Raw genomic sequence first — 22,421 nt, 5'->3', positions numbered from 1 at the left:
TTTGAGAGGGGGCTGCTGCGCAGCCCAGCGGGAGCAAGCTCCCTCGCCACAGGCCACTTTCTTCGAGGCAACAAAAAACCGTGCCCGGATCGCTCCGAGGCACGGTTTTTTTTACTGCGGTCTTACTTGTTGACCGCGTCGGTCAGGCCTTTGGCCACAACCAGCTTGATCACTTTCTTGGCAGCGATTTCGATGGCAGCGCCAGTCGAAGGGTTGCGGCCGGTACGGGCAGGACGCTCGGTGACTTTCAGCTTGCCAACACCTGGCAGAGTGATTTCGCCGCCATTTTCCAGCTGATCGGCAACGACTTGGCCCAGTTGGTCCAGCAGCGAACGCACGGTAGCTTTTGGTGCGTCTACAGATTCAGCCAAATCAGCGATCAGTTGGTCTTTAGTAAGAGCCATGTAGTGTTCCTTCCCTATCAAATTCATATGGATTGCAGAGTGCAGTGTCAGCCATCGAGCCCGATCTCTCTTGATCAGGCACCCTCGGCAATCACCACGACGGATCGGGGTAATAGATGCCGAAAACCGGGATTGGTTCGACCTGACAGATGCTGAATGCACGCTTAACGCAGTGACTTCGCGTAAGACCGGGCAAAACTAGCACAACGCCTCTGAAATATCCGCCTCTAGCTACCCATTTGGTCAGCTTTCTTGCGCTAAAACGTTAAAAAAATGCATATAGGATGTCGGACGGGTCTGAAAGGGCCTTTGCCGGGTTCCAAAACCAGTGATTGCGGTACACTGGGCCCCTTTTCGGGGAGCGCGCCCTCCTCTCTTTCAACAGCCGAGAAATCCATGCCGATCCGTCATTGCATCGTCCACCTGATCGACAAAAAACCCGACGGCACCCCTGCTGTGCTCCATGCCCGCGACTCCGAACTGGCAGAGTCCACGGCCATCGAGAACATGCTCGCCGACCTCAACGAGAGCTATAACGCCAAGCAAGGCAAGGCCTGGGGCTTTTTCCATGCCGAGTCCGGGGCGCATCCGTTCAGCGGCTGGCTGAAGGAGTACCTGGACGGCGGCAAGGACTTCACCGCCTTCAGTCGCGTGGCGGTGGAACACCTGCAAAAACTGATGGAAGAGTCCAACCTGTCGGTGGGCGGCCACGTGCTGTTCGCGCATTACCAACAAGGCATGACCGACTACCTGGCCATCGCCCTGCTGCACCACAGCGAAGGTGTGGCAGTGACCGATGAGCTGGACGTGACCCCGTCCCGCCACCTGGACCTGGGCCAGTTGCACCTGGCGGCACGGATCAATGTGTCGGAATGGCAGAACAACAAGCACTCGAAGCAATACATCTCGTTCATCAAGGGCAAGAACGGCAAGAAGGTCTCGGAATATTTCCGTGATTTCATCGGCTGCCAGGAAGGTGTCGACGGCCCCGGTGAGACCCGCACCCTGCTCAAGGCCTTCAGTGACTTCGTCGAAAGTGAAGACCTGCCGGAAGACGATGCCCGGGAAAAGACCAAGACCCTGGTCGACTACGCCAGCAGCCAGGCCAAACTCGGCGAGCCGATGGGCCTGGAAGAACTGTCCGAGCTGATCGATGAAGATCGACCGAAAGCCTTCTACGATCACATCCGCAACAAGGACTACGGGTTGTCGCCGGAAATCCCGGCGGATAAACGCACCCTCAACCAGTTCCGCCGCTTCACTGGTCGCGCTGAGGGCTTGTCCATCAGCTTCGAAGCGCACTTGCTGGGCTCCAAGATCGAGTACGACGAAGAAGCCGGTACGTTGATCATCAAGGGCCTGCCCACGTCGCTGACCGACCAGCTCAAGCGGCGTAATTGATGTTTGGTAGGGTGCTGAAGAAATTCCTGCTGATTCTGCTGGTGGTGGTGGCCTACCAGAACTGGGGCAAGATCGAGCGGGTATTCAACCCGTCACAGATGGTTTCCGAGCAGATTCGCAGCAACGCCCGCGTCGTGCTGTATGCCACCGACTGGTGCGGCTACTGCAAGGCCACCCGGCGGTTCCTGGATGAGAAAGGCGTGCCGTTTCGCGAGTTCGATATCGAGAAGGACACCGAGGCGCGCAAAGCCTACGAGGCGTTGGGAGGCCGGGGGATTCCAATCCTCGATGTGAATGGCACGTTGATGCGTGGGTATGAGCCGGAGCATATTCTCAAGGCGTTATCTGCCATCTAGTCATCGCCGCAAATCCCATGTGGGAGCGAGCTTGCTCGCTTCCACAGGTCATTCGTCGCTCAGCGCGCCTCGATCCGAAACCCGAACCGCGGAAAGTGCACATGCACCACCCCGCCACGCTCATCTTCGCGACGCAGGATCAATTCTTCGCGGCCAGCGAACAACAACTCCCCGACCACCGGATCGACGCCATAGTCGGTCGCAGCGATACTCACCTGTTGTCCTGCCGTGAACCCGTTCGGCTCTTCGAACGACTCATCCGGCAGCGCTTGCGGCGTCGCGTTGCGGGCAACGTCCAAGGCTTCTTCGGCACTCATCTGGCTCGAGGCACCATGGCCGAAACCCAACACCCGCGCCAACCAGGCCGAGACAGCCGGATAGGCATCCACCAGCGACGAGGTGATCGGAGTGCCCTTGAGGAACCACAGTGGATGGGCCATGGCGAAGTCGGCAATCGACGGATCACCCAACAGGAAATCGCCCTCCTCGCGCTGCAACTGTTGCTCGAGACGCGCCATGATCGTCGGCCATTGGTGCTTGGCCTGCTCGGCGGCCAAGCGTGTCGTCGTGCCGCCACTGAACAGCCCGGCGCGGTCGCTGATGAACGCCTTGATCGCTTCGGGCGATAGCTTGGCGAACCGCACCGCCACCGATTCCGGCTGGAACACCAGGCTCACCGCATGCTGGAACACCACCGAATCGGCCCACGCAGCAAAGGATGCGGCAAGCATTTCCCGGCCTTCGGGGAACAGCGCCGGCGAAGCTTTTTCCTGCTCCAGGCGGCGGGCCATCAGCGACGTATCGCAATAGATATCCGCGCCGACCTGCAACACCGGCGTCTTGCGGTAGCCACCCGTCAGCGCCGTCAGGTCAGGCTTGGGCATCATCGGCGGGATGCTCACCGAACGCCAGGACAGCCCCTTGAAGCCCAGCAGCAGCCGGGCCTTTTCCGCGAAAGGAGACGTAGGGTAATGATGAAGGATCAGCTCTGACATGAGATTAGCCACTGCAGGAATGAAGTCCTACAGCTTAGCGCGCCTGATCGGGACAGCCTACCGGCCTGATAAAGGCCTATCAGCCCGGCTGATCGAGCGACAGCGCACTGGCCACCAGGCATTCCTTGGCGCTTTTCTTGAGTTTTTTGATCAGCCGCTCCTGGCGCAGGGCCTCGCCCTTGTCGCGACAGGCCTCGGTGTACACCAAAGCCACTGCCGGGCTGGAAAGGAAGAAACGTGCACCCTTGCCACTTTGATGCTTGGCGAAACGCCGCACCGGGTCATCGCTGATGCCGCAGTACAGCGAACCGTTGGCCGCCCGCACCAGGTAGACGAACCAGGGTTTGTCCGGTTCGGCGGGGCCTTGTGCTGGCAGATCGGGAGAGGGGGTGGCGATCGTCACTAGATGTTCAACAGGTCGGCAAAGACAAGCCGCGATCTTATCAGCGACTGGCCTGGAACGCCCGCAGCCCCTTGAGCGCCTGGGCCCTGACGGCGTTACGTACCAGTGGTGTCCAGCCCAGCAACAGGCCCTTGGCACCCAATGCCTGGCGAGACCAGCGCCACAGATCGAAGCTGTCGTGGTGCTCGCAGATCTTGCCGTCGCGAAAAACGAAGCGTGCCTGAATGTCATTGATCACCACGTTGCCGGTCTGGCTGAACAAGTACGTCGCCACCCAATGAGCACCACCGGTACGCTCATCACTGCGCACGTTATCGAAGGTCAGGGAAAAGTCCTTGGCCCGGGTCGTCAGCATGCGCCACATGTCGCCGGCATCGCGCCCGCGCAGCTCGCCGAACGCCGGGTCGCTGAACAGCACGTCGTCGGTGTAGCAAGCGCTCATGGCTTCGGCGTCCAGGCGTTGGAAGGCCTGGTAAAAACGGCTGATCAAGGCGTTGTGGGCATCACTCATGGACAGGCTCCGAAAAACGTTTCAGTAGGCCAGCACGATAATCTGCCGCCGCCGGGAAGACTATCGTCATTCGCCATGAAAATGATATCAACGAAGATCAGCGACCCTTTCGCTGCTGACCCCGACGTACAACGCCCGGCCTGCGCCGATGCCGGCGATGATCGCCCCCAGGCCAACCAGGCCGAAGATCCAGCCCAGGGCGTTCCAGCCGCCGGTCAAGTCGTGGACCACACCCACCGCGAACGGCCCCAGCGACGCCAGCGTATAACCGAAACCCTGGGCCATGCCGGAAAGGTTGGCGGCCACGTGGGCGTCCCGCGAACGCAACACGATCAGTGTGAGCGCCAGGCTGAATGATCCGCCCTGTCCCAAGCCCAGCAGGATCGCCCAGCCCCACAAGCCATCGAGCGGAGCGTAGAGGCTACCGAACAACCCGCCCAGGACCATGAGCATGACGATCACGATGGCCAGGCGCTGGTCCTTGCCACGTGTTGCCAACCAGGGCGCCGCGAGGGAACTGATCAACTGCACGATGACCGAACCGGATAGCACGAGCCCGGCCTGGGTCGGCGTCAGGCCACGTCCAATCAGGATCGACGGCAGCCAGCCAAAGACGATGTAGGCCAGGGACGATTGCAGCCCCATGTACAACGTCACTTGCCAGGCCAGGGGATCACGCAGCAAGCCGCGGACTCGATAAGCCACTTGGTGGGCACCGTGTTTCTCGCCCACTTGCGGTAACCAGAACACCGAGGCCAGCAGCGCCGGGACCACCCAGAAACCCAGGCCCAAGGCCCAGCTGTGGCCAAGCTGCTCGCTCAGCGGCACGGTCGCCCCGGCCGCCATCGCCGCGCCCAGGCACAAAGCCATGGTGTAGACGCCGGTCATGGTGCCGGCCTGCTTGGCGAAGTCGCGCTTGACGATGCCCGGCAACAGCACGCCGATCACACCAATACTCGCGCCGGCCAGGATACTGCCGACAAACAGCCCGACCTGGCCGAAGGCGCTGCGCAAGACAATCCCGCCCGCCAGCGTCAACAAGATCCCCAGCACCACGCGCTCGGCACCGAAGCGCCGCGCCAGCACCGGCGCCAGCGGCGCGAACAGGCCCAGGCAAAGCACAGGCAATGTGGTCAGCAAACCGGCCTGGGCAGCCGACAGGTCGAGGCTTCTTGACACTTCGCTGAGCAACGGCGCCATGCTCGACAATGCCGGACGCAGGTTCAGCGCCACCAGGATCAGCCCGAGCAGCAACAGCCAGGGCCGGCGCACCAACGGAGGGCGCTGCTGGGCCTGCTCATCGTCGGCCTCGGCGTCGATCAACAGTTCTTCAAGTTCGGCGGCGCGTTTGGGCGCCGTCGAAGTGGCAGGGTCAAGCAGGTCGCGGGACATGGAAAGCTCGGGTTCGGGGTTCGGGGCTCAGGGTTTCAAGCGCTCAGGGTTCATTGATCAACTGGCGACACAGGGACTTGGCCCGTTGCGGGTCCTGTTGCTCGACGGCGTCCAGGATTTCGACGTGCAGGTCGAAGACATGTTGATGACGCGGGGCGATATTGAGGCTCTGGCGCAACTGTGCGCCGATGACGCTGGAGAAGTAGCGATAGAGTTCACTGAGCGCAGGGTTGTGCGCGGCATCTACCAAGAGGCGGTGGAACACCAGGTCGCAGGCGATGTACTGCTCCAGGTCGCCGTGATAATGCTCACCGCTGTCTTGCAGCGCCCGGCGCAAGGCAAGTAGATCCTCATCGGTGCGCCGCACCGCCGCCAGGCCAATGGCCTCCACCTCCAGGATATGCCGGGTTTCCCGGGCCTGTTCCAGCGAACAACGGGATAGCACCTTGAGCGTATCCAGCGGATCAACCACCGCCCGCACGTAGCTGCCATCGCCCTGGCGGATCTCGATCAACCCGGAAAACGCCAGCACGCGCATGGCTTCCCGCACGGTGTTGCGGCTGATACCCAGCTCCGCCACCAACTCCGGCTCGGTGGGCAAGCGCTGGCCGACGCCCCACACACCATCGCTGATACGCCGACGCAATTGTTCCAAGGCCTGGTCGACCAGGGAGCGTTTCATCAATGGAGAAATAGCTGACATAGAATTCGCCCTTTCATCCAATCATAGGATGAATTTTCTGACATGTTAGTCAGCTTCGCGTAGGACGGCAACCGCCTAGGGTCAACGGGAGGTAAAGAAACGAGATTTTCGATTAGTCAAAATTACCCTTTGAGGGTAATTTTAAGGACAAGGCACGCCGTTCCATGGAAAAGAACACACCCCACTACGCCCTGGCGGCGATACAGGCAGATGTCAGGCGGCTTAAAGGGAAAGCGTTCACCAGCACTGCGAAGAACACTGCTCGGACGCTCGGTTTAAACGTCTCGGACATGCAGCAGGTCATTCATGGGCTTGAGCGAAAACAGTTCTACAAATCGATGACCACCTATGACGATCATCGAGTCTGGCATGACGTCTACCACGCCAATTCACACGGTCTGCAGATTTACCTGAAGGTGACGTACCGCCCCAGCGGAGGCCCACCGGTAATTTCCTTCAAGGAGAGAAACTCATGAAACACCAGCAATGCTTCAGCTGTGGTGCCCCGGAAGGCATGTTGCATTTCGAAGGTCGCGGCGAAACCATGAGCGTCAAGGGACTGGAACGCCGGGTCGATGACTTGTCTGGCTGGGAATGTCAGATGTGCGGCGAAGTCGAGCTCGATTCAAGCTGCTCGGATCGCTACGACCACGCAGGTGATGAGCTGGTCAACGCGGCCAGGCGAATGATCGGCGAAGAGATCAAACGTGTCCGGCGCAAACTGCATCTATCGCAAAAGGAAGCGGTACTGCTGCTATCGGGCGGTGGACACAATGCGTTTTCCCGCTACGAGCGCGGCGAGGTAGTGCCACCCAAGGCGTTGATCTTGCTGATGCGCCTGCTTGATCGCTATCCGCATTTGCTTGCCGATGTCCATGCCTTCGCTGAAGACGCAGACTTGCGGCAATTCAAGACGACGGTGCACAAGGAACACGAGACCCTCACGGCTTGCTGAGCGGCCTATTAAAAACAAACCCGGACAAGTCCGGGTTTGTTTCACTGCCTAAGGCCGGATCAATGCAGGATCTGGCTCAGGAACAGCTTGGTGCGGTCGTTCTGCGGGTTGTCGAAGAAGTCGTTCGGCGCGGCCTGTTCGACGATTTCACCCTTGTCCATGAAGATCACGCGGTTGGCCACGGTGCGGGCAAAGCCCATTTCGTGGGTCACGCAGAGCATGGTCATGCCGTCTTCGGCCAAGCCGATCATGGTGTCGAGTACTTCCTTCACCATTTCCGGGTCGAGAGCCGAGGTCGGCTCGTCGAACAGCATGATTTTCGGCTTCATGCACAGGGCACGGGCGATAGCCACACGTTGCTGCTGACCACCGGAGAGCTGGCCCGGGTACTTGTGCGCCTGCTCTGGAATGCGTACGCGCTCCAGGTAATGCATGGCGATTTCCTCGGCCTTGCGCTTGGGCATCTTGCGTACCCACATCGGCGCCAGGGTGCAGTTCTGCAGGATGGTCAGGTGCGGGAACAGGTTGAAGTGCTGGAACACCATGCCGACTTCACGGCGGATCGCTTCGATCTGCTTGAGGTCGTTGGTCAGTTCCACGCCGTCGACCACGATGCGACCCTGCTGGTGCTCTTCCAGGCGGTTGAGGCAGCGGATGGTGGTGGACTTGCCGGAGCCCGACGGGCCGCACAGCACGATACGCTCGCCCTGCTTGACGTTCAGGTTGATGTCTTTCAACACATGGAACTGGCCGTACCACTTATTGACGCCCTGCATCTGAATAATGCCTTCAGGGCTCACAGGCTGTTTGATCGCTTCACTCATAAACTACGCTCCTAACGCTTGTGGCCAGTGTCCAGCTTGCGTTCCAAATGCATGGAATAGCGGGACATACCAAAACAGAAAATCCAGAACACCAGGGCGGCGAACACATAGCCTTCAGTGGCCATGCCCAGCCATTTCGGGTCGGCGGCAGCTTGTTTCACGCTGTTGAGCAGGTCGAACAGGCCGATGATGATCACCAGGCTCGTGTCCTTGAACAACGCAATGAAGGTGTTGACGATACCCGGGATCACCAGCTTCAGGGCTTGCGGCAGAATCACCAGGCCCATGCTGCGCCAGTAACCCAGGCCCATCGCCGCGGCCGCCTCGTATTGCCCCTTGGGAATGGCTTGCAGGCCACCACGTACCACTTCGGCAATGTAGGCCGACTGGAACAGGATCACCCCGATCAGCGCCCGCAGCAGCTTGTCGAAGTTCATGCCTTCAGGCAGGAACAGCGGCAGCATCACCGAGGACATGAACAGCACTGTGATCAACGGCACACCGCGCCAGAACTCGATGAAGGTCACGCAGACCACGCGAATCGCCGGCATGTTCGAACGTCGCCCCAGCGCCAGGACGATGCCCAGTGGCAAGGCGCCGACAATACCGACGGTCGCGATCACCAGGGTCAGCATCAGGCCACCCCATTGGCTGGTCGCCACGGCGTCCAGGCCGAACACGCCGCCGTGCAGCAGGCACCAAGCGATGATCGGATACAGCACCAGGAAACTCAGGCCGTAGATTGCCTTGCGCGGGAAGCGCGAGATGAACAACGGCGCCACACCGATCACTGCCAGCCACACGGTCAGGTCGACGCGCCAGCGCAGGTCTGCCGGGTAGTAGCCGTACATGAACTGCCCGAAGCGCTGCTGGATGAAGACCCAGCAGGCGCCTTCCTTGGTGCAGTCGGCGCGGGTGGTACCGACCCAGTTGGCATCGAGGATCGCCCATTGCACCAGGGGCGGCACGATCAGGTAGATCAGGTAGAACGCGAACAGGGTCAGCAGCGTGTTGATCCAGCTGGAGAACATGTTGGCGCGCATCCACGCCACCACGCCGATGCTGCTGCCCGGCGGGGGCATGTCTGGTTTGAAAGTATGAGTCGTCATGCGCGTTTCCTCACCGCTCGATCAGCGCAATGCGCTTGTTGTACCAGTTCATCAGCAACGAAATGCTGATACTGATCGCCAGGTACACACTCATGGTGATCGCAATCACCTCGATGGCCTGGCCCGTCTGGTTCAACACTGTGCCGGCAAACAGCGAAACCATTTCCGGGTAGCCGATACCGGCCGCCAGGGAGGAGTTTTTCGCCAGGTTCAGGTATTGGCTGGTCAACGGCGGAATGATCACACGCAGGGCCTGCGGGATGATCACTTTGCGCAGGGTCGGACCGTTGCGCAGTCCCAGGGAACGGGCGGCTTCAGTCTGACCGTGGCTGACCGACTTGATGCCCGAGCGCACGATCTCGGCGATGAACGCCGCGGTGTACACGGTCAAGGCCAGGGTCAAGGCCAGCAGTTCCGGGATCAGCACCCAGCCACCGACGAAGTTGAAGCCCTTGAGCTCCGGCATTTCCCAATGCACCGGCGCACCAAAAAGCAGCGCGCTCAACGCCGGGATCACCAGGAACAACGCCAGGCCGACCCAGAACTTATGAAACGGCTCGCCTGTCGCTTCGAAACGCTTGTTGGCCCAGCGCGTCATCAGCACGATGGCGACGATCGCCAGCACTACGCTGATCACGAATGGCCAGAACCCTTCGGCCACCAGCGCGGCAGGCATGTTCAGACCCCGGCTGCTGACAAAGAAGGTGTCGCCGAAGTTATGGGCGGCCCGCGGTCCTGGCATGCTCAGGAATACCGCGAAGTACCAGAACAGGATTTGCAGCAGTGGCGGGATATTACGGAAAACCTCGACATAAACGGTTGCCAGCTTGGAGATGATCCAGTTCTGCGACAGCCGTGCCACGCCGATAATGAACCCCAGGATGGTTGCCAGGATCACGCCGATGAACGTGACCAGCAGCGTGTTGAGCAACCCAATGAGAAAGACCCGGGCATAGCTGTCCGCTTCGGTGTAGTCGATCAGGTGTTGGGCGATGCCGAAACCGGCACTGCGCTCCAGGAAGCCGAAACCGGAGGTGATGCCTCGGTGCTGAAGATTGGTTTGTGTGTTATCGAACAGAAACCAGCCCAGCGCGATAACCGCCACGACAGTGACGACTTGAAATACCCACGCACGCACTCGTGGATCGCTGAGGCTGAGCCTCTGCTTAGGTGCGCCGATTGAATTTTGCATGAAGTGCCCCGCAAAGAATGGAACAGAACATCACCCGGTGGTTGGCCCACCGGGTGATAGAACCATCAGCGCACTGGTGGTGCGTATTGAATGCCGCCAGCGTTCCACAGAGCGTTCAAGCCGCGATCGATTTCCAGCGGAGTGCCCTTGCCGAGGTTGCGCTCGAACATTTCACCGTAGTTGCCGACCTGCTTGACGATCTGCACAACCCAGTCTTTCGGCAGTTTCAGGTCTTTGCCGTATTCACCGTCAGCGCCCAGCATACGAGCGACGTCAGGGTTCTTGGTGGACTTGGCTTCGGCCTCGACGTTCTTCGAGGTCACACCCGCTTCTTCAGCGTTGAGCAAGGCGTAGCCAGTCCAACGGACAATGGCCAGCCACTCGTCGTCGCCGTTACGCACGACTGGGCCCAGGGGCTCCTTGGAAATGGTTTCCGGCAGAACCACGTAGTCCTTTGGCGAAGCCAGCTTGCTGCGCTGGGCGAACAGCTGGGATTTGTCCGAGGTCAGCACGTCGCAACGACCGGATTCCAGCGACTTGGCGCTTTCATCGGAGGTGTCGAAAGTGATCGGGGTGTACTTCAGGCCGTTGGCGCGGAAGTAGTCGGAAACGTTCAGCTCGGTGGTGGTACCGGCCTGGATGCAGATGGTTGCACCGTCCAGTTCCTTGGCGCTCTTGACGCCCAGCTTATTGTTCGCCAGGAAGCCGATGCCGTCGTAGTAGGTGATGAAGCCTGGGAATTTCAAGCCCATGCCCGCGTCACGGGAGCTGGTCATGGTGGAGTTGCGCGAGAGCATGTCGATTTCGCCCGATTGCAGCGCGGTGAAGCGCTCCTTGGCGTTCAACTGGCTGAATTTGACCTTGGTCGCATCGCCAAAAACAGCAGCGGCCACGGCACGGCAGAAGTCAGCGTCGATACCGACGATCTTGCCGGTCGAATCAGGCACCGAGAAACCCGGCAGGCCATCACTCACACCACATTGCACAAAACCTTTTTTCTGCACGGCATCCAGAGTTGCACCCGCCTGAGCGAACCCGCTGACACCAAGGACCGCTGCTGCGGTCATGACGGCCAGGGTGGATTTCAGTAACTTCATTCAAACCTCCAGTTTTGCTCTTGTTGTGTCGGAGCTCGAGCCCTGTCGCACCCTTTTGGGGCATTGCCGACCCTTGTTGGCTTTTTTTAGGGTCAACCGACGTCTGGACCTTCGCTATGAGTCTAATAATGAGGATGTCCGTAAACAGCGGTCATGCCCATCTCTCACCAATCGGCCGAACGGGCTGTAGCCCTTCACGTTCGCGAAGCCCGTAGCGGCTGCTGGCGAACATTCATCACCGGATTTCTGATATCCCATGCGTAGCGGTGAACTGATAGTGTTACCGCACAGCGTAAGAATCATCACTCAGGTACACCCATAGCAAAGCCCGTACCAGACCGCTGCGCTTAGCCCTTGTAAAACACGTCAAGACAAAAACTTTCAACTTTGCGACATCTAATTAACTGAGACACCGGACACGCACTGTAATCACGCACTGATTGGGCGCGCCCGCACAGATTTGGAGCACAACCATGACCGACCCCCTGATTCTCGAGCCCAGCAGCACTGCCGACGCGTGCGTTATCTGGCTTCACGGCCTGGGCGCCGATCGTTTTGATTTCCTGCCAGTCGCCGAAATGTTGCAGCAAAGTTTGCTTACCACACGTTTCGTTCTGCCCCAGGCACCGACCCAACCAGTAACGATCAACGGCGGCTATGAGATGCCCAGTTGGTACGACATCCGCGCCTTGAGCCCCGCGCGGGCCATTGACGAACAGCAGCTCGAAGCTTCGGCACAACGGGTCATCGACCTGATCGAAACCCAGCGAGCCAGCGGAATAGACGCCTCGCGGATTTTCCTGGCGGGTTTCTCCCAAGGCGGCGCGGTCGTCTATCACACGGCATTCGTGAAATGGCAGGGCCCGCTGGGCGGCGTGGTCGCGCTGTCTACTTATGCCCCGACTTTCAGCGATGAGCTGCAATTGTCGGCCAGCCAGCAACGCATTCCGGTCCTGGCGCTGCACGGGCAATACGACGAAGTGGTACTCAACCCCATGGGGCGGACCGCGAAAGAGTATTTAAAGCAGCATGGTGTCACCGTGACATGGCAAGAATACCCAATGGGCCACGAAGTGTTACCCGAGGAGATTCGCGACATCGGCACCTGGCTGGCCGAGCGGTTGCGCTAAGAGCGCCGATCGCCACGCCGGTCCTTTGACGATCACACTACGCCGCGCCCGTTTCTTGCATTACACTGGCCGGCGTACATTCCTTAACCAATCGATGAGATGACCGTGCTCAAAGCACTCAAGAAGATGTTCGGTAAAAGCGAGGCCGAGCAACTCGCGCCTGGCTCCACTGCGCCGACCCACGGCCCGAGCCGCACCGATGCGCAACAACCGCACCGCACCGCACCTGTTGCAGGCGTGACAAAAGAGCCGATGACACCGCCAACCGCACAGCCTGTCACCGCCCCGGCAGCGGAAAAACCACGCAACGAAGCCCCCAAGCCACGCCGCGAACGCGCACCGAAACCGCCGGTCGTCGCCTGGAAGCTCGAGGACTTCGTCGTAGAACCCCAGGAAGGCAAGACCCGCTTCCACGATTTCAAGCTCGCCCCGGAACTGATGCACGCCATCCAGGACCTGGGTTTCCCCTATTGCACGCCGATCCAGGCGCAAGTGCTCGGTTACACCCTCGCCGGCAAAGACGCCATCGGTCGCGCCCAGACCGGCACCGGCAAGACGGCCGCGTTCCTGATTTCCATCATCACCCAGCTGCTCCAGACCCCACCGCCCAAGGAACGCTACATGGGCGAACCGCGGGCACTGATCATCGCGCCGACCCGCGAGCTGGTAGTGCAGATCGCCAAGGACGCCGCCGACCTGACCAAGTACACCGGCCTGAACGTCATGACGTTCGTGGGCGGCATGGATTTCGACAAGCAGCTCAAGCACCTCGAAGCCCGTCACTGCGACATCCTGGTCGCCACGCCGGGCCGCCTGCTGGACTTCAACCAGCGCGGCGACGTGCACCTGGACATGGTCGAAGTGATGGTGCTGGACGAAGCCGACCGCATGCTCGACATGGGCTTCATCCCGCAAGTGCGGCAGATCATTCGCCAGACGCCACCGAAAAGCGAACGCCAGACCCTGCTGTTCTCCGCCACCTTCACCGAGGACGTGATGAACCTGGCCAAGCAGTGGACCACCGACCCGGCCATCGTCGAGATCGAAGCCGAGAACGTCGCCAGCGAAAACGTCGAACAACATATCTACGCAGTCGCCGGTGCCGACAAGTACAAGCTGCTCTACAACCTGGTCAACGACAACGGTTGGGAGCGCGTGATGGTGTTCGCCAACCGCAAGGACGAAGTGCGGCGCATCGAAGAACGCCTGGTGCGCGATGGTGTCAACGCCGCCCAGCTCTCGGGCGACGTGCCCCAGCACAAGCGCATCAAGACCCTCGAAGGCTTCCGCGAAGGCAAGATCCGCGTATTGGTCGCCACTGACGTGGCCGGTCGCGGCATCCACATCGACGGCATCAGCCACGTGATCAACTTCACCCTGCCGGAAGTGCCGGACGACTACGTGCACCGCATCGGCCGTACCGGTCGTGCCGGGGCGGCCGGGGTTTCGATCAGCTTCGCTGGCGAAGATGACTCCTACCAGTTGCCGTCGATCGAAGCGTTGCTGGGCCGCAAGATCAGTTGCGAAATGCCCCCGACCCACCTGTTACGTCCGGTCGAGCGCAAGCGCCCTTAGCATCGAGACGGACGCAGAGCGTAGGAACGATCAGCGCAGCCAAGACAGGCTGCGCTTTTTTTTGCCTCGGGATATTGCCCAAGTAAACTAAAAGTCCATAATGGACAAAACAGTTTACTCAAGCATCCGGAGCCCCCATGCCCAGCACGCCCTATGTGATGACCCAAGCCCAGGCACGAGAACTGCTCGGGCAAATCGACGTGCCGCACATCCTGCGCAAGCTGTTCCGCGATCTTGCCGCCGGACAGGCGGTGCAGCCACCCCAGCAACTGGTGGTGTTTCCCCAGGGCGCCGGGGACTTCATCAACTACCTGGGGGTGCTGGCTGAAGACCAGGTCTACGGGATCAAGACCTCGCCCTACATCGTGCGCGAGCAAGGCCCGCTGGTGACTGCCTGGACCTTGCTGATGTCGATGCAGACCGGCCAGCCGCTGCTGCTGTGCGATGCCGCCGAGTTGACCACCGCTCGCACCGCTGCCACCACGGCTGTCGCCGTCGATGCCCTCGCCCCGCACAACGCCCGGCGCCTGGTGGTCATTGGCAGCGGCCCCGTGGCGCGGGCACACGTGCAATACGTCAAGGGCCTGCGGGACTGGCAAGCGATCAGCCTCTATTCGCCGGGCCTGAAGACCAAGTCGGCCCAAGAACTTGCCTCCATCACCGACCTGGACCCTCGCCTGCACATCGCCGACAGCCTTGAAGCGGCGCTGCACGACGCCGACGTGGTGATGCTCTGCACCTCGTCCGCCAAAGCGGTACTCGACCCGCAGACCCTGGGCAAACCAGCGCTGATCACCTCGATCAGCACCAACGCTCCGCGCGCCCATGAAGTCCCCCCTCAAAGCCTCACCAACATGGATGTGTTCTGCGACTATCGTCAGACCACCCCAGGCTCGGCCGGTGAAATGCTGATCGCCGGTGAACAGCATGGCTGGCAGGCGGCGAGGATCGTCGGCGATTTGCCCGAATTGCTCAGCGAACACGTGGCGCGTCCCGACTACCAACGCCACGTGTTCTTCCGCTCCATCGGCCTGGGGCTGGAGGATGTTGCGCTGGCGAATGCCCTTTACCGATTGCACCAACACTGACACAACTCGATTCCCACAGGTTCCGCGAACGCCCGGCAATGTGCTCCACAGGAGAGCTTCATGACCTCAGCAGACTTCATCATCATCGGCGGCGGCATTGCCGGTGCATCCACCGGTTACTGGCTCGCCCCCCACGGCCGTGTAATTGTGCTCGAGCGCGAATCCCATCCGGCCTATCACTCCACCGGACGCTCGGCGGCGCTGTATACCGCCGCCTACGGCACCCCTCAGGTGCGAGCGCTGACCCAGGCCAGCCGGGATTTTTTCGACGCCCCGCCGGCCGGTTTCTGCGAACACCCCTTGCTGACCCCTCGGGGCGAAATGACCGTGGACTTCACCGGTGACCCGGCCGAGTTGAACAACCAGTACCTCAGTGCCAAGGCCACGGTGCCGCAGATGCAACTGCTCAGCGCCGACGAGGCCTGTGCAAGGCTGCCGATCCTGCGACGGGACAAGGTCCACGGAGCGATCTACGACCCCACGGCCTGCGACATCGACACCGATGCGCTGCACCAGGGCTACTTGCGCGGTATTCGTCGCAATGGCGGTGAAGTGCACACCAACAGCGAAGTGCAGCAATTGAGCCGCGATGATCAGGGGCTGTGGCAAGTGAAAACCGCCAACCAGACGTTCACAGCACCGGTCCTGATCAATGCCGCCGGCGCATGGGCCGATCACGTTGCCGAGATGTCCGGCGCCCGGAAGCTGGGGTTGCAACCCAAGCGGCGTGCAGCATTCATTTTTGCCGGGCCCGAGGGCGTGGACATCCATGACTGGCCGATGCTGGTGAGCCTGGACGAATCCTTCTATATGAAGCCCGACGCCGGCATGTTCCTCGGCTCGCCGGCCAACGCCGACCCGGTGGAACCTCACGATGTACAGCCCGAAGAGCTGGACATCGCCATGGGCATCTACCAGATCGAAGAAACCACCACCCTGACCATCCGCCGCCCGACCCGCACCTGGGCCGGCTTGCGCAGTTTCGTACACGATGGGGACCTGCTGTCCGGCTTCGATCCACAGGTGCCCGGACTGTACTGGGTCGCGGCCCAGGGTGGCTACGGCATCCAGACGTCGCCGGCCATGGGCCAGGCCAGCGCGGCGCTGGTGCGTGGCGAACCGCTACCCGAGGCCCTGGCCCGTTTCGGCCTGAGCATCGCCATGCTGTCACCCGAACGACTGGGCTGAACCACCTTGAGGTGACGCATCGCCGCGATTGCGGCACACTCCCCCGCGCCCCCTGTTTCACGGGGCGCTGACGCTGCCTGGAGCCCTGTCATGACTGCCTCGCCACCCGATCCGGCGCTGGAAAACTTCCGCACTATCGCCGACGCTATCGCCACGCTGTTCTACCCCCACGCCGAAGTGGTGCTGCACGACCTGCGCACCCAAAAAGTCGATTACATCGCCAATAACCTGTCCAAGCGTGAAATTGGCGATGACTCGTCCCTGGAAGACATGCTCAGTGAGGACGTCAGCGAACGTAATATCGGGCCCTACGAGAAGCTGAACTGGGACGGACAGAAGATTCGCAGCCTCAGCAGCGTACTGCGTAACGCCGACGGACATCCGCTGGCGGTGCTGTGCATCAACCTGAATATTTCGCTGTTCGAGAACGCCAAGGCCGCGCTGGATCTGTTCCTGTCGCCAAGCAAGTTGATCCCTCAGCCGGACTCACTGTTTCGCGATGACTGGCAGGAGCGGATCAACACCTTCCTGCATGCCTGGATGCGCGAGCGTCAATTGAGCCTGAACCTGCTGACTCGCGACCACAAACGCGAGCTGGTGCTGGCGCTGCATGCCGAAGGCGCGTTCAAGGGCAAGAGCGCGTCCAACTACGTGGCCAATGTGCTGAACATGGGACGGGCGACGGTGTACAAGCATTTGAAGGAGTTGAAGGGCTGAAATCTGCTTTGCCAGGTCTGCCGCCTTCGCGAGCAAGCTCCCACACTGGATCTTTGTACCCAGGCCCTGTGGGAGCGAGCTTGCTCGCGATGGCGGTCAATCAGTCGCCGTAGATATCCGACTTGAAATACTTGCCCTGGATCTTCTGATACTCCCCATTGGCGCGAATCCCATCGATGGCCTTGTTCAAATCCGCCACCAGTTGGGTATTGCCCTTGCGCACCGCGATACCGGCGCCTTCGCCGACGTATTTCGGGTCCTTGAGCTCGGGGCCGACAAAGGCGTAGCCGTTGCCACGGGGCATCGACAGGAAGTCTTCCAGGGGGATGGTGTCGGCAAAAATCGCGTCGAGGCGACCGGACGCCAGGTCCATGTAGATTTCTTCGTTGTTGCTATAGCGCTTGACGCTCACACCCTTGGGCTCGAGGACTTCAGTGGCGTAGCGGTCAGTGGTGGTGGCCCGCTGCACACCGACGGCCTTGCCCTTGAGGCTGACGTACTGGTCATCGACCACCGCCCCTTCCTTCATGACCAGGCGCGACGAGGTGAAGTAGTACTTGTGGGTGAAATCCACCGACTTCTTGCGCTCTTCGGTGATGGTCATGGACGACAGCGCCAGGTCGATCTTCTTCACCTTGAGCGCCGGAATCAGCCCGTCGAACTCACCTTCGATCCACTCGCACTTGACCTGCATCTGCGCGCACAGGGCATTGCCGATGTCGTAGTCGAACCCCACGATCTTCCCTTCCGAGGTCTTGGAAGCAAACGGCGGGTACGCCGCCTCGATGCCGATGCGCAAGGTTTTCTCAGCGGCGAACAGGCTGCTGGAGGCCAACAGGCTCAAGGCCAGGCCGGTGATGAGGGGGAGTTTCTTCATGATCGATCTCTCGCGGGTTGTTGTTGGTTTGGCAGAGAAAGGTGGGGCGATGACTTTTATGTACTTATAAATCCATACTGGACTTTTATGTACAACGCGTCAATTGGGGAAACAGGGGAAAGTGATGGGAGGCTGCCGGCCTCATCGCGAGCAAGCTCGCGCCCACAAAGGACCTGTGTACAACGAAGATCCAGTGTGGGAGCGAGCTTGCTCGCGATGGCGGGCTCGTGGCTTGCGAAAAAACGACGGGGGGTTTACTGCTTCCAGCGATCCGCTGCCGCATGATCACTGTCCCGCCCTTCAACCCAGCGCGGGCCGTCGACAGTGTTTTCCTTCTTCCAGAACGGCGCTCGGGTCTTGAGGTAGTCCATGACAAAGGCGCAGGCGTCGAATGCCGCCTGGCGATGGGCACTGGCGGCCCCGACGAAGACGATCGGCTCGCCCGGTTCCAGGGCGCCGATACGGTGCAGCACCTCCAGCTTGAGCAACGGCCAGCGCTGCTCGGCCTCGCTGGCGATCTTGCCCAGGGCTTTCTCGGTCATGCCTGGATAATGCTCCAGGAACATCCCAGACACATCGAGGCCGTCATTGAAGTCGCGCACGTAGCCGACAAAACTCACCACCGCCCCCACGCCGACATTGGCCGCGTGCATCGCGTTGACTTCACCCCCTGCGTCGAACGGTGCGACCTGCACACGAATCGCCATGGTTCAGCCTCCGGTCACGGTGGGGAAAAACGCCACTTCGTCGCCGTCCGCCAGCGGTTCGTCGAGCTGGCACAGGTCTTCATTGCGCGCGCACATCAGGTTTTGTTCCTTCAGCACCTCGGCCCCGTCACGCTGGGCAAGCAGCACGCGCACATCGTCGACCGTGGCGAAATCGCCTTCCACCTTTACCGAGTCCACACCCAGCGCTTCACGGTAACGGGCAAAGAACTTCACGTTGATTTTCATGACGCATCCGCCTGGAAATGGCCGCTCTTGCCGCCGAGTTTTTCCAGCACCCGCACGCCTTCGATGGCCATGCCACGGTCGACGGCCTTGCACATGTCGTAGATGGTCAGTGCAGCGACGCTGGCGGCGGTGAGGGCCTCCATTTCCACGCCGGTCTGCCCCGACAGTTTGCAACGGGCGACGATGCGTACCCGGTCCTCGCCTTCGGCCGTGAGCTCGACCTTGACGCTGGTGAGCAACAGCGGGTGGCAGAGCGGAATCAGGTTACTGGTTTTCTTGGCCGCCTGGATGCCGGCAATGCGTGCGACGGCGAACACATCGCCTTTGGGGTGACCGCCGCTGACGATCATCTGCAGCGTGTCGGGCAACATGCGTACAAAGGCTTCGGCCGTGGCTTCACGGAACGTCACGGCCTTGTCGGTCACGTCGACCATGTTGGCGCGACCTTGGGAATCGAGATGAGTCAGCACAGGGTTACTCCTGATCGGGAGTGTCGATTGTAAACCCGTAAGTCAGAAACCGGCAGGGTCGATTGTCGCACCCCACTTGGGTCTTGGAGTCGAAAGTCAGCGCTACCACAGTTTTTTTGTACAGCATAAAAACCGGGCGGCTAGAAGGCCGCCCGGTTTGGCTGGGGTTACAGGTGGGATTCGGCGTATTCGGCCAGGATCGAGCGCGGTACGCCCTGCAGGGTGATGTGCACCCCGTTGGGGAAGTCCTTGAAGCGTTCCGTCAGGTAGGTCAGCCCGGAGCTGGTCGCGGACAGATAAGGGGTATCGATCTGCGCCAGGTTACCCAGGCACACCACTTTGGAACCGGCACCGGCACGGGTGATGATGGTTTTCATCTGGTGCGGGGTCAGGTTCTGGCATTCGTCGATCAGGATCAGGCTCTGCTGGAAGCTGCGGCCTCGAATGTAGTTGAGGGATTTGAACTGCAACGGCACTTTGCTGAGGATGTAGTCGACGCTGCCATGGGTGCTTTCGTCATCCATGTGCAAGGCTTCGAGGTTGTCGGTGATGGCGCCGAGCCAAGGTTCCATTTTTTCCGCTTCGGTACCGGGCAGAAAGCCGATTTCCTGGTCCAGGCCCTGCACGCTGCGGGTGGCGATGATGCGCCGGTAGCGTTTGCTGACCATGGTCTGCTCGATGGCAGCGGCCAGGGCCAGGATGGTCTTGCCGGAACCGGCGGCGCCGGACAGGTTGACCAGGTGGATATCCGGGTCGAGCAAGGCGAACAGCGCCAGGCTCTGGTAGATGTCACGGGGCTTGAGGCCCCAGGCTTCCTGGTGCAGCAAAGGCTCTTGGTGCAGGTCGAGGATCAGCAGCTTGTCGACCTGGATTTCCTTGATCCAGCCGACGAAGCCTTGTTCGTCGATGATGAACTCGTTGATGTGCACGGCCGGCAGGTTGTCGATCAGTTGCACCTGGTGCCAGGTGCGGCCGTGGTCCTGGCGGGTCTCGACCTTGCTCACACGGTCCCAGAAGGAGCCGGTCATGGTGTGGTAGCCATTGGGCAACAGCGAGACGTCGTCGACCAGTTGGTCGGTGCTGTAGTCCTCCGCCGCAATCCCGCAGGCGCGGGCCTTGAGGCGCATGTTGATGTCTTTGGTCACCAGCACCACGGCCTGGTCCTTGGTGCGCGCGTGCAGGTCGATCAACTGGTTGATGATGATGTTGTCGTTCAGGTGTTCAGGCAGCACCAGGTTGGGTTCGGTGCGCTTGCTCATCAGGATCGAAAGCAGGCCCTTGGGACCACTTTTGCCACGCTGGATCGGCACGCCGAGCTCAACGTCCTCCGGAGAGGCGTCACCCAGGGTCTTGTCGATCAGGCGGATCGCCTGCCGGCATTCGGCCGCAACGCTGTGGTGTCCGCTCTTGAGTTTGTCCAACTCCTCAAGCACGGTCATCGGGATGGCAACGTGGTGTTCTTCGAAGTTCAGCAGGGCGTTTGGATCGTGGATCAATACGTTGGTATCGAGTACATAGAGGATTGGCTGGTTGGAGGAAGGGCTACGTCCGTGGTCATCCATACTCGGTCACCTATGTGGGGGCCATTCGACGCAATACCGTGACAGTGCTGCGCCTCGAGGTAGCCACCGAATTCACCCGCGACGATTCAGGTGAACTGCACACAATCTGGGTCTTGGAAGACGCCACCTGTGTTGCAGGTTTCGGCGGTCTGTCTTCTTGATACTCCAAAAACCATGACAGGAAAAAGCACTTTGACGCTTTTTTGAAGTTTATTTTTCAGAGTGACGAATAACCCTTGGCGTACCGCCATTGCGCCGTTAAAGTCGGAAGTCCGGTTGCCATGAATGTGCGCCGGTTTTTCCTCCTCCCCCAATGTTTCCGGGCCTTTTCAGGTTTCAGCGAAACGCTTCCTGGCAATCCGCCCAACCGATCCCGCTTTGCGCCGTCTGCGTCATCAACCAGGGCATTGCCGTTTTCACCCCATCCTGCTTGGCATTGAAAGTGATCACCCCGTGGCGCCACAGCAGCATCAGGGTCAGCACACGCTGGGCGCTTTGCTCAGGCTTGAGTCGATTGTTGCTGTCCTGGGGATCGATGTCCCACAGCGCCACTTGCAAGCCCTGCTGCTCAAAGAACGCTTGTGCATCGCCACGACGCTGGCCCTGGGGTGGACGAAACAGCGGCACATAATTTTCGGGCAGCTTACCCTTGACCAGCTCGACACTGCGCCGGACCGAGTCTTGCCAGTCCTGCCAATAACTGTGGGAGCGGAACTCCCAGCCCTGCACGCCCACGCATTGTCTCGAATACAACGCCTGGAGATGGTTGACCGAGCCCTCTTGCAACCGCGCCTGGATGTCCTTGCCCAGCACGAAGAAGGTGCCATTGACGTTCGCCTTACGCAGGTATTCGGTTAGCCACGCAGTGTTGTCCGGCACCACGTTGGCGGCGCTGTCGAAGGTCAGCAGGAACAGGCGGTCGTTCATGTCTTCGCCGTTACGTTCGTAATCGCCGAAACGTTCGATTTCGCTGCTGGTTTGCGGAAAAAGCGCGGCTTTACGCAGCAGTTCGTCGCGGTATTGGGTATGAAAGATCTGGCTCGGCGCGGCCCACTTGATGTAGTAGGAATCGTCATCCAGATGAAACCTGCGCGCTTCTTCGCGCAGGGTCGCCATGTCCTCGACCAGGTAACAGAAGGAAGCGTCCTGATCGCAACTGCGTTGGGCAAAGTTGTAGCTGGCCAACAACCGCTGCCACAGCCGGGCGCGAAGCGCATCGATCGCAACCATGTTGACCGAGCGCAGCCCCAAGTACTGCTTGAGTGCGATTTCGTCCATGGCATCGACGTCCAGCAGGACCCGGGCGAACATCAGGATCTCGGCCCGCGAGGCCACGTCGAACAGCGTCGGGCTGGTGAGTTGTTCCGGCCAGGTGCTGCGGTCCAGGGTCGCGACATCATTGGGCGCGGGCGCGGCAATGGCACCCAGGCTCAACAGCCAGGCCGATAACACAAGAGCGATACGCAAAAGGGATGTCTCCATAACGAAACCCGCGCGGCATCATAGCCGATCCTGATGC

The 22,421-nt window shown here is 60.4% G+C and carries 25 protein-coding genes; 9 read left to right on the top strand and 16 right to left on the bottom strand.

Going from position 1 to position 22,421, the window contains the following annotated elements; all coding sequences use genetic code 11:
• Positions 1–122 precede the first annotated feature (122 nt).
• Entirely contained in the window at positions 123–404 is a 282-nt protein-coding gene (locus V7773_RS04080) for an HU family DNA-binding protein (RefSeq protein ID WP_003205289.1), read from the bottom strand.
• A 396-nt stretch (positions 405–800) separates the two neighbouring features.
• On the opposite strand from V7773_RS04080, the gene yejK reads away from it, so the two are divergent.
• Both yejK and V7773_RS04070 read left to right on the top strand, forming a co-directional pair.
• Complete coding sequence (gene yejK, locus V7773_RS04075) at positions 801–1,805, top strand: nucleoid-associated protein YejK (protein WP_336072414.1); 1,005 nt, start codon at positions 801–803, stop codon at positions 1,803–1,805.
• Positions 1,805–2,161 carry a glutaredoxin family protein gene (locus tag V7773_RS04070; RefSeq protein WP_336072413.1) on the top strand — a complete coding sequence of 119 codons (357 nt, stop codon included), beginning with the start codon at positions 1,805–1,807 and terminating at the stop codon, positions 2,159–2,161. Before yejK ends, V7773_RS04070 begins: the two co-directional genes overlap by 1 nt.
• Positions 2,162–2,220: 59 nt before the next feature.
• Here the strand turns inward: V7773_RS04070 and V7773_RS04065 are convergent, their stop codons facing one another.
• The 5 genes from V7773_RS04065 to V7773_RS04045 form a co-directional block, all read right to left on the bottom strand.
• Positions 2,221–3,156, bottom strand: a complete 936-nt coding sequence (locus tag V7773_RS04065; protein ID WP_336072412.1) for a glutathione S-transferase family protein — start codon at positions 3,154–3,156, stop codon at positions 2,221–2,223.
• Positions 3,157–3,235: 79 nt separating this feature from the next.
• Positions 3,236–3,559 carry a GIY-YIG nuclease family protein gene (locus V7773_RS04060; RefSeq protein WP_063324523.1) on the bottom strand — a complete coding sequence of 108 codons (324 nt, stop codon included), beginning with the start codon at positions 3,557–3,559 and terminating at the stop codon, positions 3,236–3,238.
• Between the two features lie 40 nt (positions 3,560–3,599).
• Entirely contained in the window at positions 3,600–4,070 is a 471-nt protein-coding gene (locus V7773_RS04055) for a nuclear transport factor 2 family protein (protein WP_063324522.1), read from the bottom strand.
• Positions 4,071–4,157: 87 nt separating this feature from the next.
• Positions 4,158–5,462, bottom strand: a complete 1,305-nt coding sequence (locus V7773_RS04050) for a CynX/NimT family MFS transporter (protein WP_092146871.1) — start codon at positions 5,460–5,462, stop codon at positions 4,158–4,160.
• Between the two features lie 43 nt (positions 5,463–5,505).
• On the bottom strand, positions 5,506–6,165 hold the full coding sequence (locus V7773_RS04045) for a FadR/GntR family transcriptional regulator (protein WP_092146869.1): 660 nt from the start codon (positions 6,163–6,165) through the stop codon (positions 5,506–5,508).
• Positions 6,166–6,329: 164 nt separating this feature from the next.
• Between V7773_RS04045 and V7773_RS04040 the strand changes: the two genes are divergently transcribed.
• Together V7773_RS04040 and V7773_RS04035 are read left to right on the top strand one after the other, a co-directional pair.
• On the top strand, positions 6,330–6,641 hold the full coding sequence (locus tag V7773_RS04040; RefSeq protein WP_336072411.1) for a type II toxin-antitoxin system MqsR family toxin: 312 nt from the start codon (positions 6,330–6,332) through the stop codon (positions 6,639–6,641).
• Complete coding sequence (locus V7773_RS04035) at positions 6,638–7,120, top strand: type II toxin-antitoxin system MqsA family antitoxin (protein WP_003178333.1); 483 nt, start codon at positions 6,638–6,640, stop codon at positions 7,118–7,120. Before V7773_RS04040 ends, V7773_RS04035 begins: the two co-directional genes overlap by 4 nt.
• A gap of 59 nt (positions 7,121–7,179) precedes the next feature.
• On the opposite strand, the gene V7773_RS04030 is transcribed toward V7773_RS04035, so the two are convergent.
• The 4 genes from V7773_RS04030 to V7773_RS04015 form a co-directional block, all read right to left on the bottom strand.
• Entirely contained in the window at positions 7,180–7,944 is a 765-nt protein-coding gene (locus tag V7773_RS04030) for an amino acid ABC transporter ATP-binding protein (protein ID WP_003178331.1), read from the bottom strand.
• Between the two features lie 11 nt (positions 7,945–7,955).
• Positions 7,956–9,053: an amino acid ABC transporter permease gene (locus V7773_RS04025; protein ID WP_336072410.1), complete on the bottom strand. Its 1,098-nt coding sequence runs from the start codon at positions 9,051–9,053 to the stop codon at positions 7,956–7,958.
• Between the two features lie 10 nt (positions 9,054–9,063).
• Positions 9,064–10,245 (bottom strand): amino acid ABC transporter permease, encoded by a 1,182-nt coding sequence (locus V7773_RS04020; RefSeq protein ID WP_063324518.1) that lies wholly within the window; start codon positions 10,243–10,245, stop codon positions 9,064–9,066.
• A gap of 65 nt (positions 10,246–10,310) precedes the next feature.
• Positions 10,311–11,342 (bottom strand): amino acid ABC transporter substrate-binding protein, encoded by a 1,032-nt coding sequence (locus V7773_RS04015; protein WP_003205302.1) that lies wholly within the window; start codon positions 11,340–11,342, stop codon positions 10,311–10,313.
• Positions 11,343–11,815: 473 nt separating this feature from the next.
• Between V7773_RS04015 and V7773_RS04010 the strand changes: the two genes are divergently transcribed.
• The 5 genes from V7773_RS04010 to V7773_RS03990 all read left to right on the top strand — a co-directional run bounded on the left by V7773_RS04010 (position 11,816) and on the right by V7773_RS03990 (position 17,040).
• Positions 11,816–12,472 (top strand): alpha/beta hydrolase, encoded by a 657-nt coding sequence (locus V7773_RS04010; RefSeq protein WP_063324517.1) that lies wholly within the window; start codon positions 11,816–11,818, stop codon positions 12,470–12,472.
• A gap of 99 nt (positions 12,473–12,571) precedes the next feature.
• Positions 12,572–14,047 (top strand): ATP-dependent RNA helicase RhlB, encoded by a 1,476-nt coding sequence (gene rhlB, locus V7773_RS04005; protein WP_063324516.1) that lies wholly within the window; start codon positions 12,572–12,574, stop codon positions 14,045–14,047.
• Between the two features lie 137 nt (positions 14,048–14,184).
• Positions 14,185–15,135, top strand: coding sequence for an ornithine cyclodeaminase family protein (locus V7773_RS04000; protein ID WP_336072408.1), 951 nt, complete (start codon positions 14,185–14,187; stop codon positions 15,133–15,135).
• A gap of 60 nt (positions 15,136–15,195) precedes the next feature.
• On the top strand, positions 15,196–16,323 hold the full coding sequence (locus tag V7773_RS03995; protein WP_336072407.1) for an NAD(P)/FAD-dependent oxidoreductase: 1,128 nt from the start codon (positions 15,196–15,198) through the stop codon (positions 16,321–16,323).
• Between the two features lie 90 nt (positions 16,324–16,413).
• Positions 16,414–17,040: a helix-turn-helix transcriptional regulator gene (locus tag V7773_RS03990; RefSeq protein WP_063324515.1), complete on the top strand. Its 627-nt coding sequence runs from the start codon at positions 16,414–16,416 to the stop codon at positions 17,038–17,040.
• Between the two features lie 100 nt (positions 17,041–17,140).
• Here the strand turns inward: V7773_RS03990 and V7773_RS03985 are convergent, their stop codons facing one another.
• The 6 genes from V7773_RS03985 to V7773_RS03960 all read right to left on the bottom strand — a co-directional run bounded on the left by V7773_RS03985 (position 17,141) and on the right by V7773_RS03960 (position 22,369).
• Positions 17,141–17,917, bottom strand: coding sequence for an ABC transporter substrate-binding protein (locus tag V7773_RS03985; protein WP_336072406.1), 777 nt, complete (start codon positions 17,915–17,917; stop codon positions 17,141–17,143).
• Positions 17,918–18,171: 254 nt separating this feature from the next.
• Positions 18,172–18,624, bottom strand: a complete 453-nt coding sequence (gene moaE, locus V7773_RS03980; protein ID WP_063324513.1) for a molybdopterin synthase catalytic subunit MoaE — start codon at positions 18,622–18,624, stop codon at positions 18,172–18,174.
• Positions 18,625–18,627: 3 nt separating this feature from the next.
• Complete coding sequence (gene moaD / locus V7773_RS03975) at positions 18,628–18,870, bottom strand: molybdopterin converting factor subunit 1 (protein ID WP_053189805.1); 243 nt, start codon at positions 18,868–18,870, stop codon at positions 18,628–18,630.
• A complete protein-coding gene (moaC, locus tag V7773_RS03970) occupies positions 18,867–19,340 on the bottom strand; it encodes a cyclic pyranopterin monophosphate synthase MoaC (RefSeq protein WP_336072405.1) in 474 nt (157 codons plus the stop codon). The genes moaD and moaC overlap by 4 nt, the downstream gene beginning before the upstream one ends.
• A 167-nt stretch (positions 19,341–19,507) precedes the next feature.
• Positions 19,508–20,902 (bottom strand): PhoH family protein, encoded by a 1,395-nt coding sequence (locus V7773_RS03965; protein WP_063324511.1) that lies wholly within the window; start codon positions 20,900–20,902, stop codon positions 19,508–19,510.
• A 336-nt stretch (positions 20,903–21,238) separates the two neighbouring features.
• The gene (locus tag V7773_RS03960; protein WP_092146856.1) at positions 21,239–22,369 is read right to left on the bottom strand and encodes a polysaccharide deacetylase family protein; all 1,131 of its coding nucleotides are present in this window, start codon (positions 22,367–22,369) and stop codon (positions 21,239–21,241) included.
• Positions 22,370–22,421 lie beyond the last annotated feature (52 nt).

It is taken from the genome of Pseudomonas sp. 3JA, assembly GCF_036961705.1.
In the GTDB taxonomy this organism is placed as follows: Bacteria; Pseudomonadota; Gammaproteobacteria; order Pseudomonadales; family Pseudomonadaceae; genus Aquipseudomonas; species Aquipseudomonas fluorescens_Q.
The sequence above is the reverse complement of the archived record's forward strand: the minus strand, read 5'-3'. Positions and strand labels throughout refer to the sequence as shown.

What these genes read in the sequence shown, in the direction of transcription:
- V7773_RS04080 (WP_003205289.1), bottom strand. Translation starts at nt 404, where the DNA reads ATGGCTCTTACTAAAGACCAACTGATCGCTGATTTGGCTGAATCTGTA.
- yejK (WP_336072414.1), top strand. Translation starts at nt 801, where the DNA reads ATGCCGATCCGTCATTGCATCGTCCACCTGATCGACAAAAAACCCGAC.
- V7773_RS04070 (WP_336072413.1), top strand. Translation starts at nt 1,805, where the DNA reads ATGTTTGGTAGGGTGCTGAAGAAATTCCTGCTGATTCTGCTGGTGGTG.
- V7773_RS04065 (WP_336072412.1), bottom strand. Translation starts at nt 3,156, where the DNA reads ATGTCAGAGCTGATCCTTCATCATTACCCTACGTCTCCTTTCGCGGAA.
- V7773_RS04055 (WP_063324522.1), bottom strand. Translation starts at nt 4,070, where the DNA reads ATGAGTGATGCCCACAACGCCTTGATCAGCCGTTTTTACCAGGCCTTC.
- V7773_RS04050 (WP_092146871.1), bottom strand. Translation starts at nt 5,462, where the DNA reads ATGTCCCGCGACCTGCTTGACCCTGCCACTTCGACGGCGCCCAAACGC.
- V7773_RS04045 (WP_092146869.1), bottom strand. Translation starts at nt 6,165, where the DNA reads ATGTCAGCTATTTCTCCATTGATGAAACGCTCCCTGGTCGACCAGGCC.
- V7773_RS04040 (WP_336072411.1), top strand. Translation starts at nt 6,330, where the DNA reads ATGGAAAAGAACACACCCCACTACGCCCTGGCGGCGATACAGGCAGAT.
- V7773_RS04035 (WP_003178333.1), top strand. Translation starts at nt 6,638, where the DNA reads ATGAAACACCAGCAATGCTTCAGCTGTGGTGCCCCGGAAGGCATGTTG.
- V7773_RS04030 (WP_003178331.1), bottom strand. Translation starts at nt 7,944, where the DNA reads ATGAGTGAAGCGATCAAACAGCCTGTGAGCCCTGAAGGCATTATTCAG.
- V7773_RS04025 (WP_336072410.1), bottom strand. Translation starts at nt 9,053, where the DNA reads ATGACGACTCATACTTTCAAACCAGACATGCCCCCGCCGGGCAGCAGC.
- V7773_RS04020 (WP_063324518.1), bottom strand. Translation starts at nt 10,245, where the DNA reads ATGCAAAATTCAATCGGCGCACCTAAGCAGAGGCTCAGCCTCAGCGAT.
- V7773_RS04015 (WP_003205302.1), bottom strand. Translation starts at nt 11,342, where the DNA reads ATGAAGTTACTGAAATCCACCCTGGCCGTCATGACCGCAGCAGCGGTC.
- V7773_RS04010 (WP_063324517.1), top strand. Translation starts at nt 11,816, where the DNA reads ATGACCGACCCCCTGATTCTCGAGCCCAGCAGCACTGCCGACGCGTGC.
- rhlB (WP_063324516.1), top strand. Translation starts at nt 12,572, where the DNA reads ATGACCGTGCTCAAAGCACTCAAGAAGATGTTCGGTAAAAGCGAGGCC.
- V7773_RS04000 (WP_336072408.1), top strand. Translation starts at nt 14,185, where the DNA reads ATGCCCAGCACGCCCTATGTGATGACCCAAGCCCAGGCACGAGAACTG.
- V7773_RS03995 (WP_336072407.1), top strand. Translation starts at nt 15,196, where the DNA reads ATGACCTCAGCAGACTTCATCATCATCGGCGGCGGCATTGCCGGTGCA.
- V7773_RS03990 (WP_063324515.1), top strand. Translation starts at nt 16,414, where the DNA reads ATGACTGCCTCGCCACCCGATCCGGCGCTGGAAAACTTCCGCACTATC.
- V7773_RS03985 (WP_336072406.1), bottom strand. Translation starts at nt 17,917, where the DNA reads ATGAAGAAACTCCCCCTCATCACCGGCCTGGCCTTGAGCCTGTTGGCC.
- moaE (WP_063324513.1), bottom strand. Translation starts at nt 18,624, where the DNA reads ATGGCGATTCGTGTGCAGGTCGCACCGTTCGACGCAGGGGGTGAAGTC.
- moaD (WP_053189805.1), bottom strand. Translation starts at nt 18,870, where the DNA reads ATGAAAATCAACGTGAAGTTCTTTGCCCGTTACCGTGAAGCGCTGGGT.
- V7773_RS03965 (WP_063324511.1), bottom strand. Translation starts at nt 20,902, where the DNA reads ATGGATGACCACGGACGTAGCCCTTCCTCCAACCAGCCAATCCTCTAT.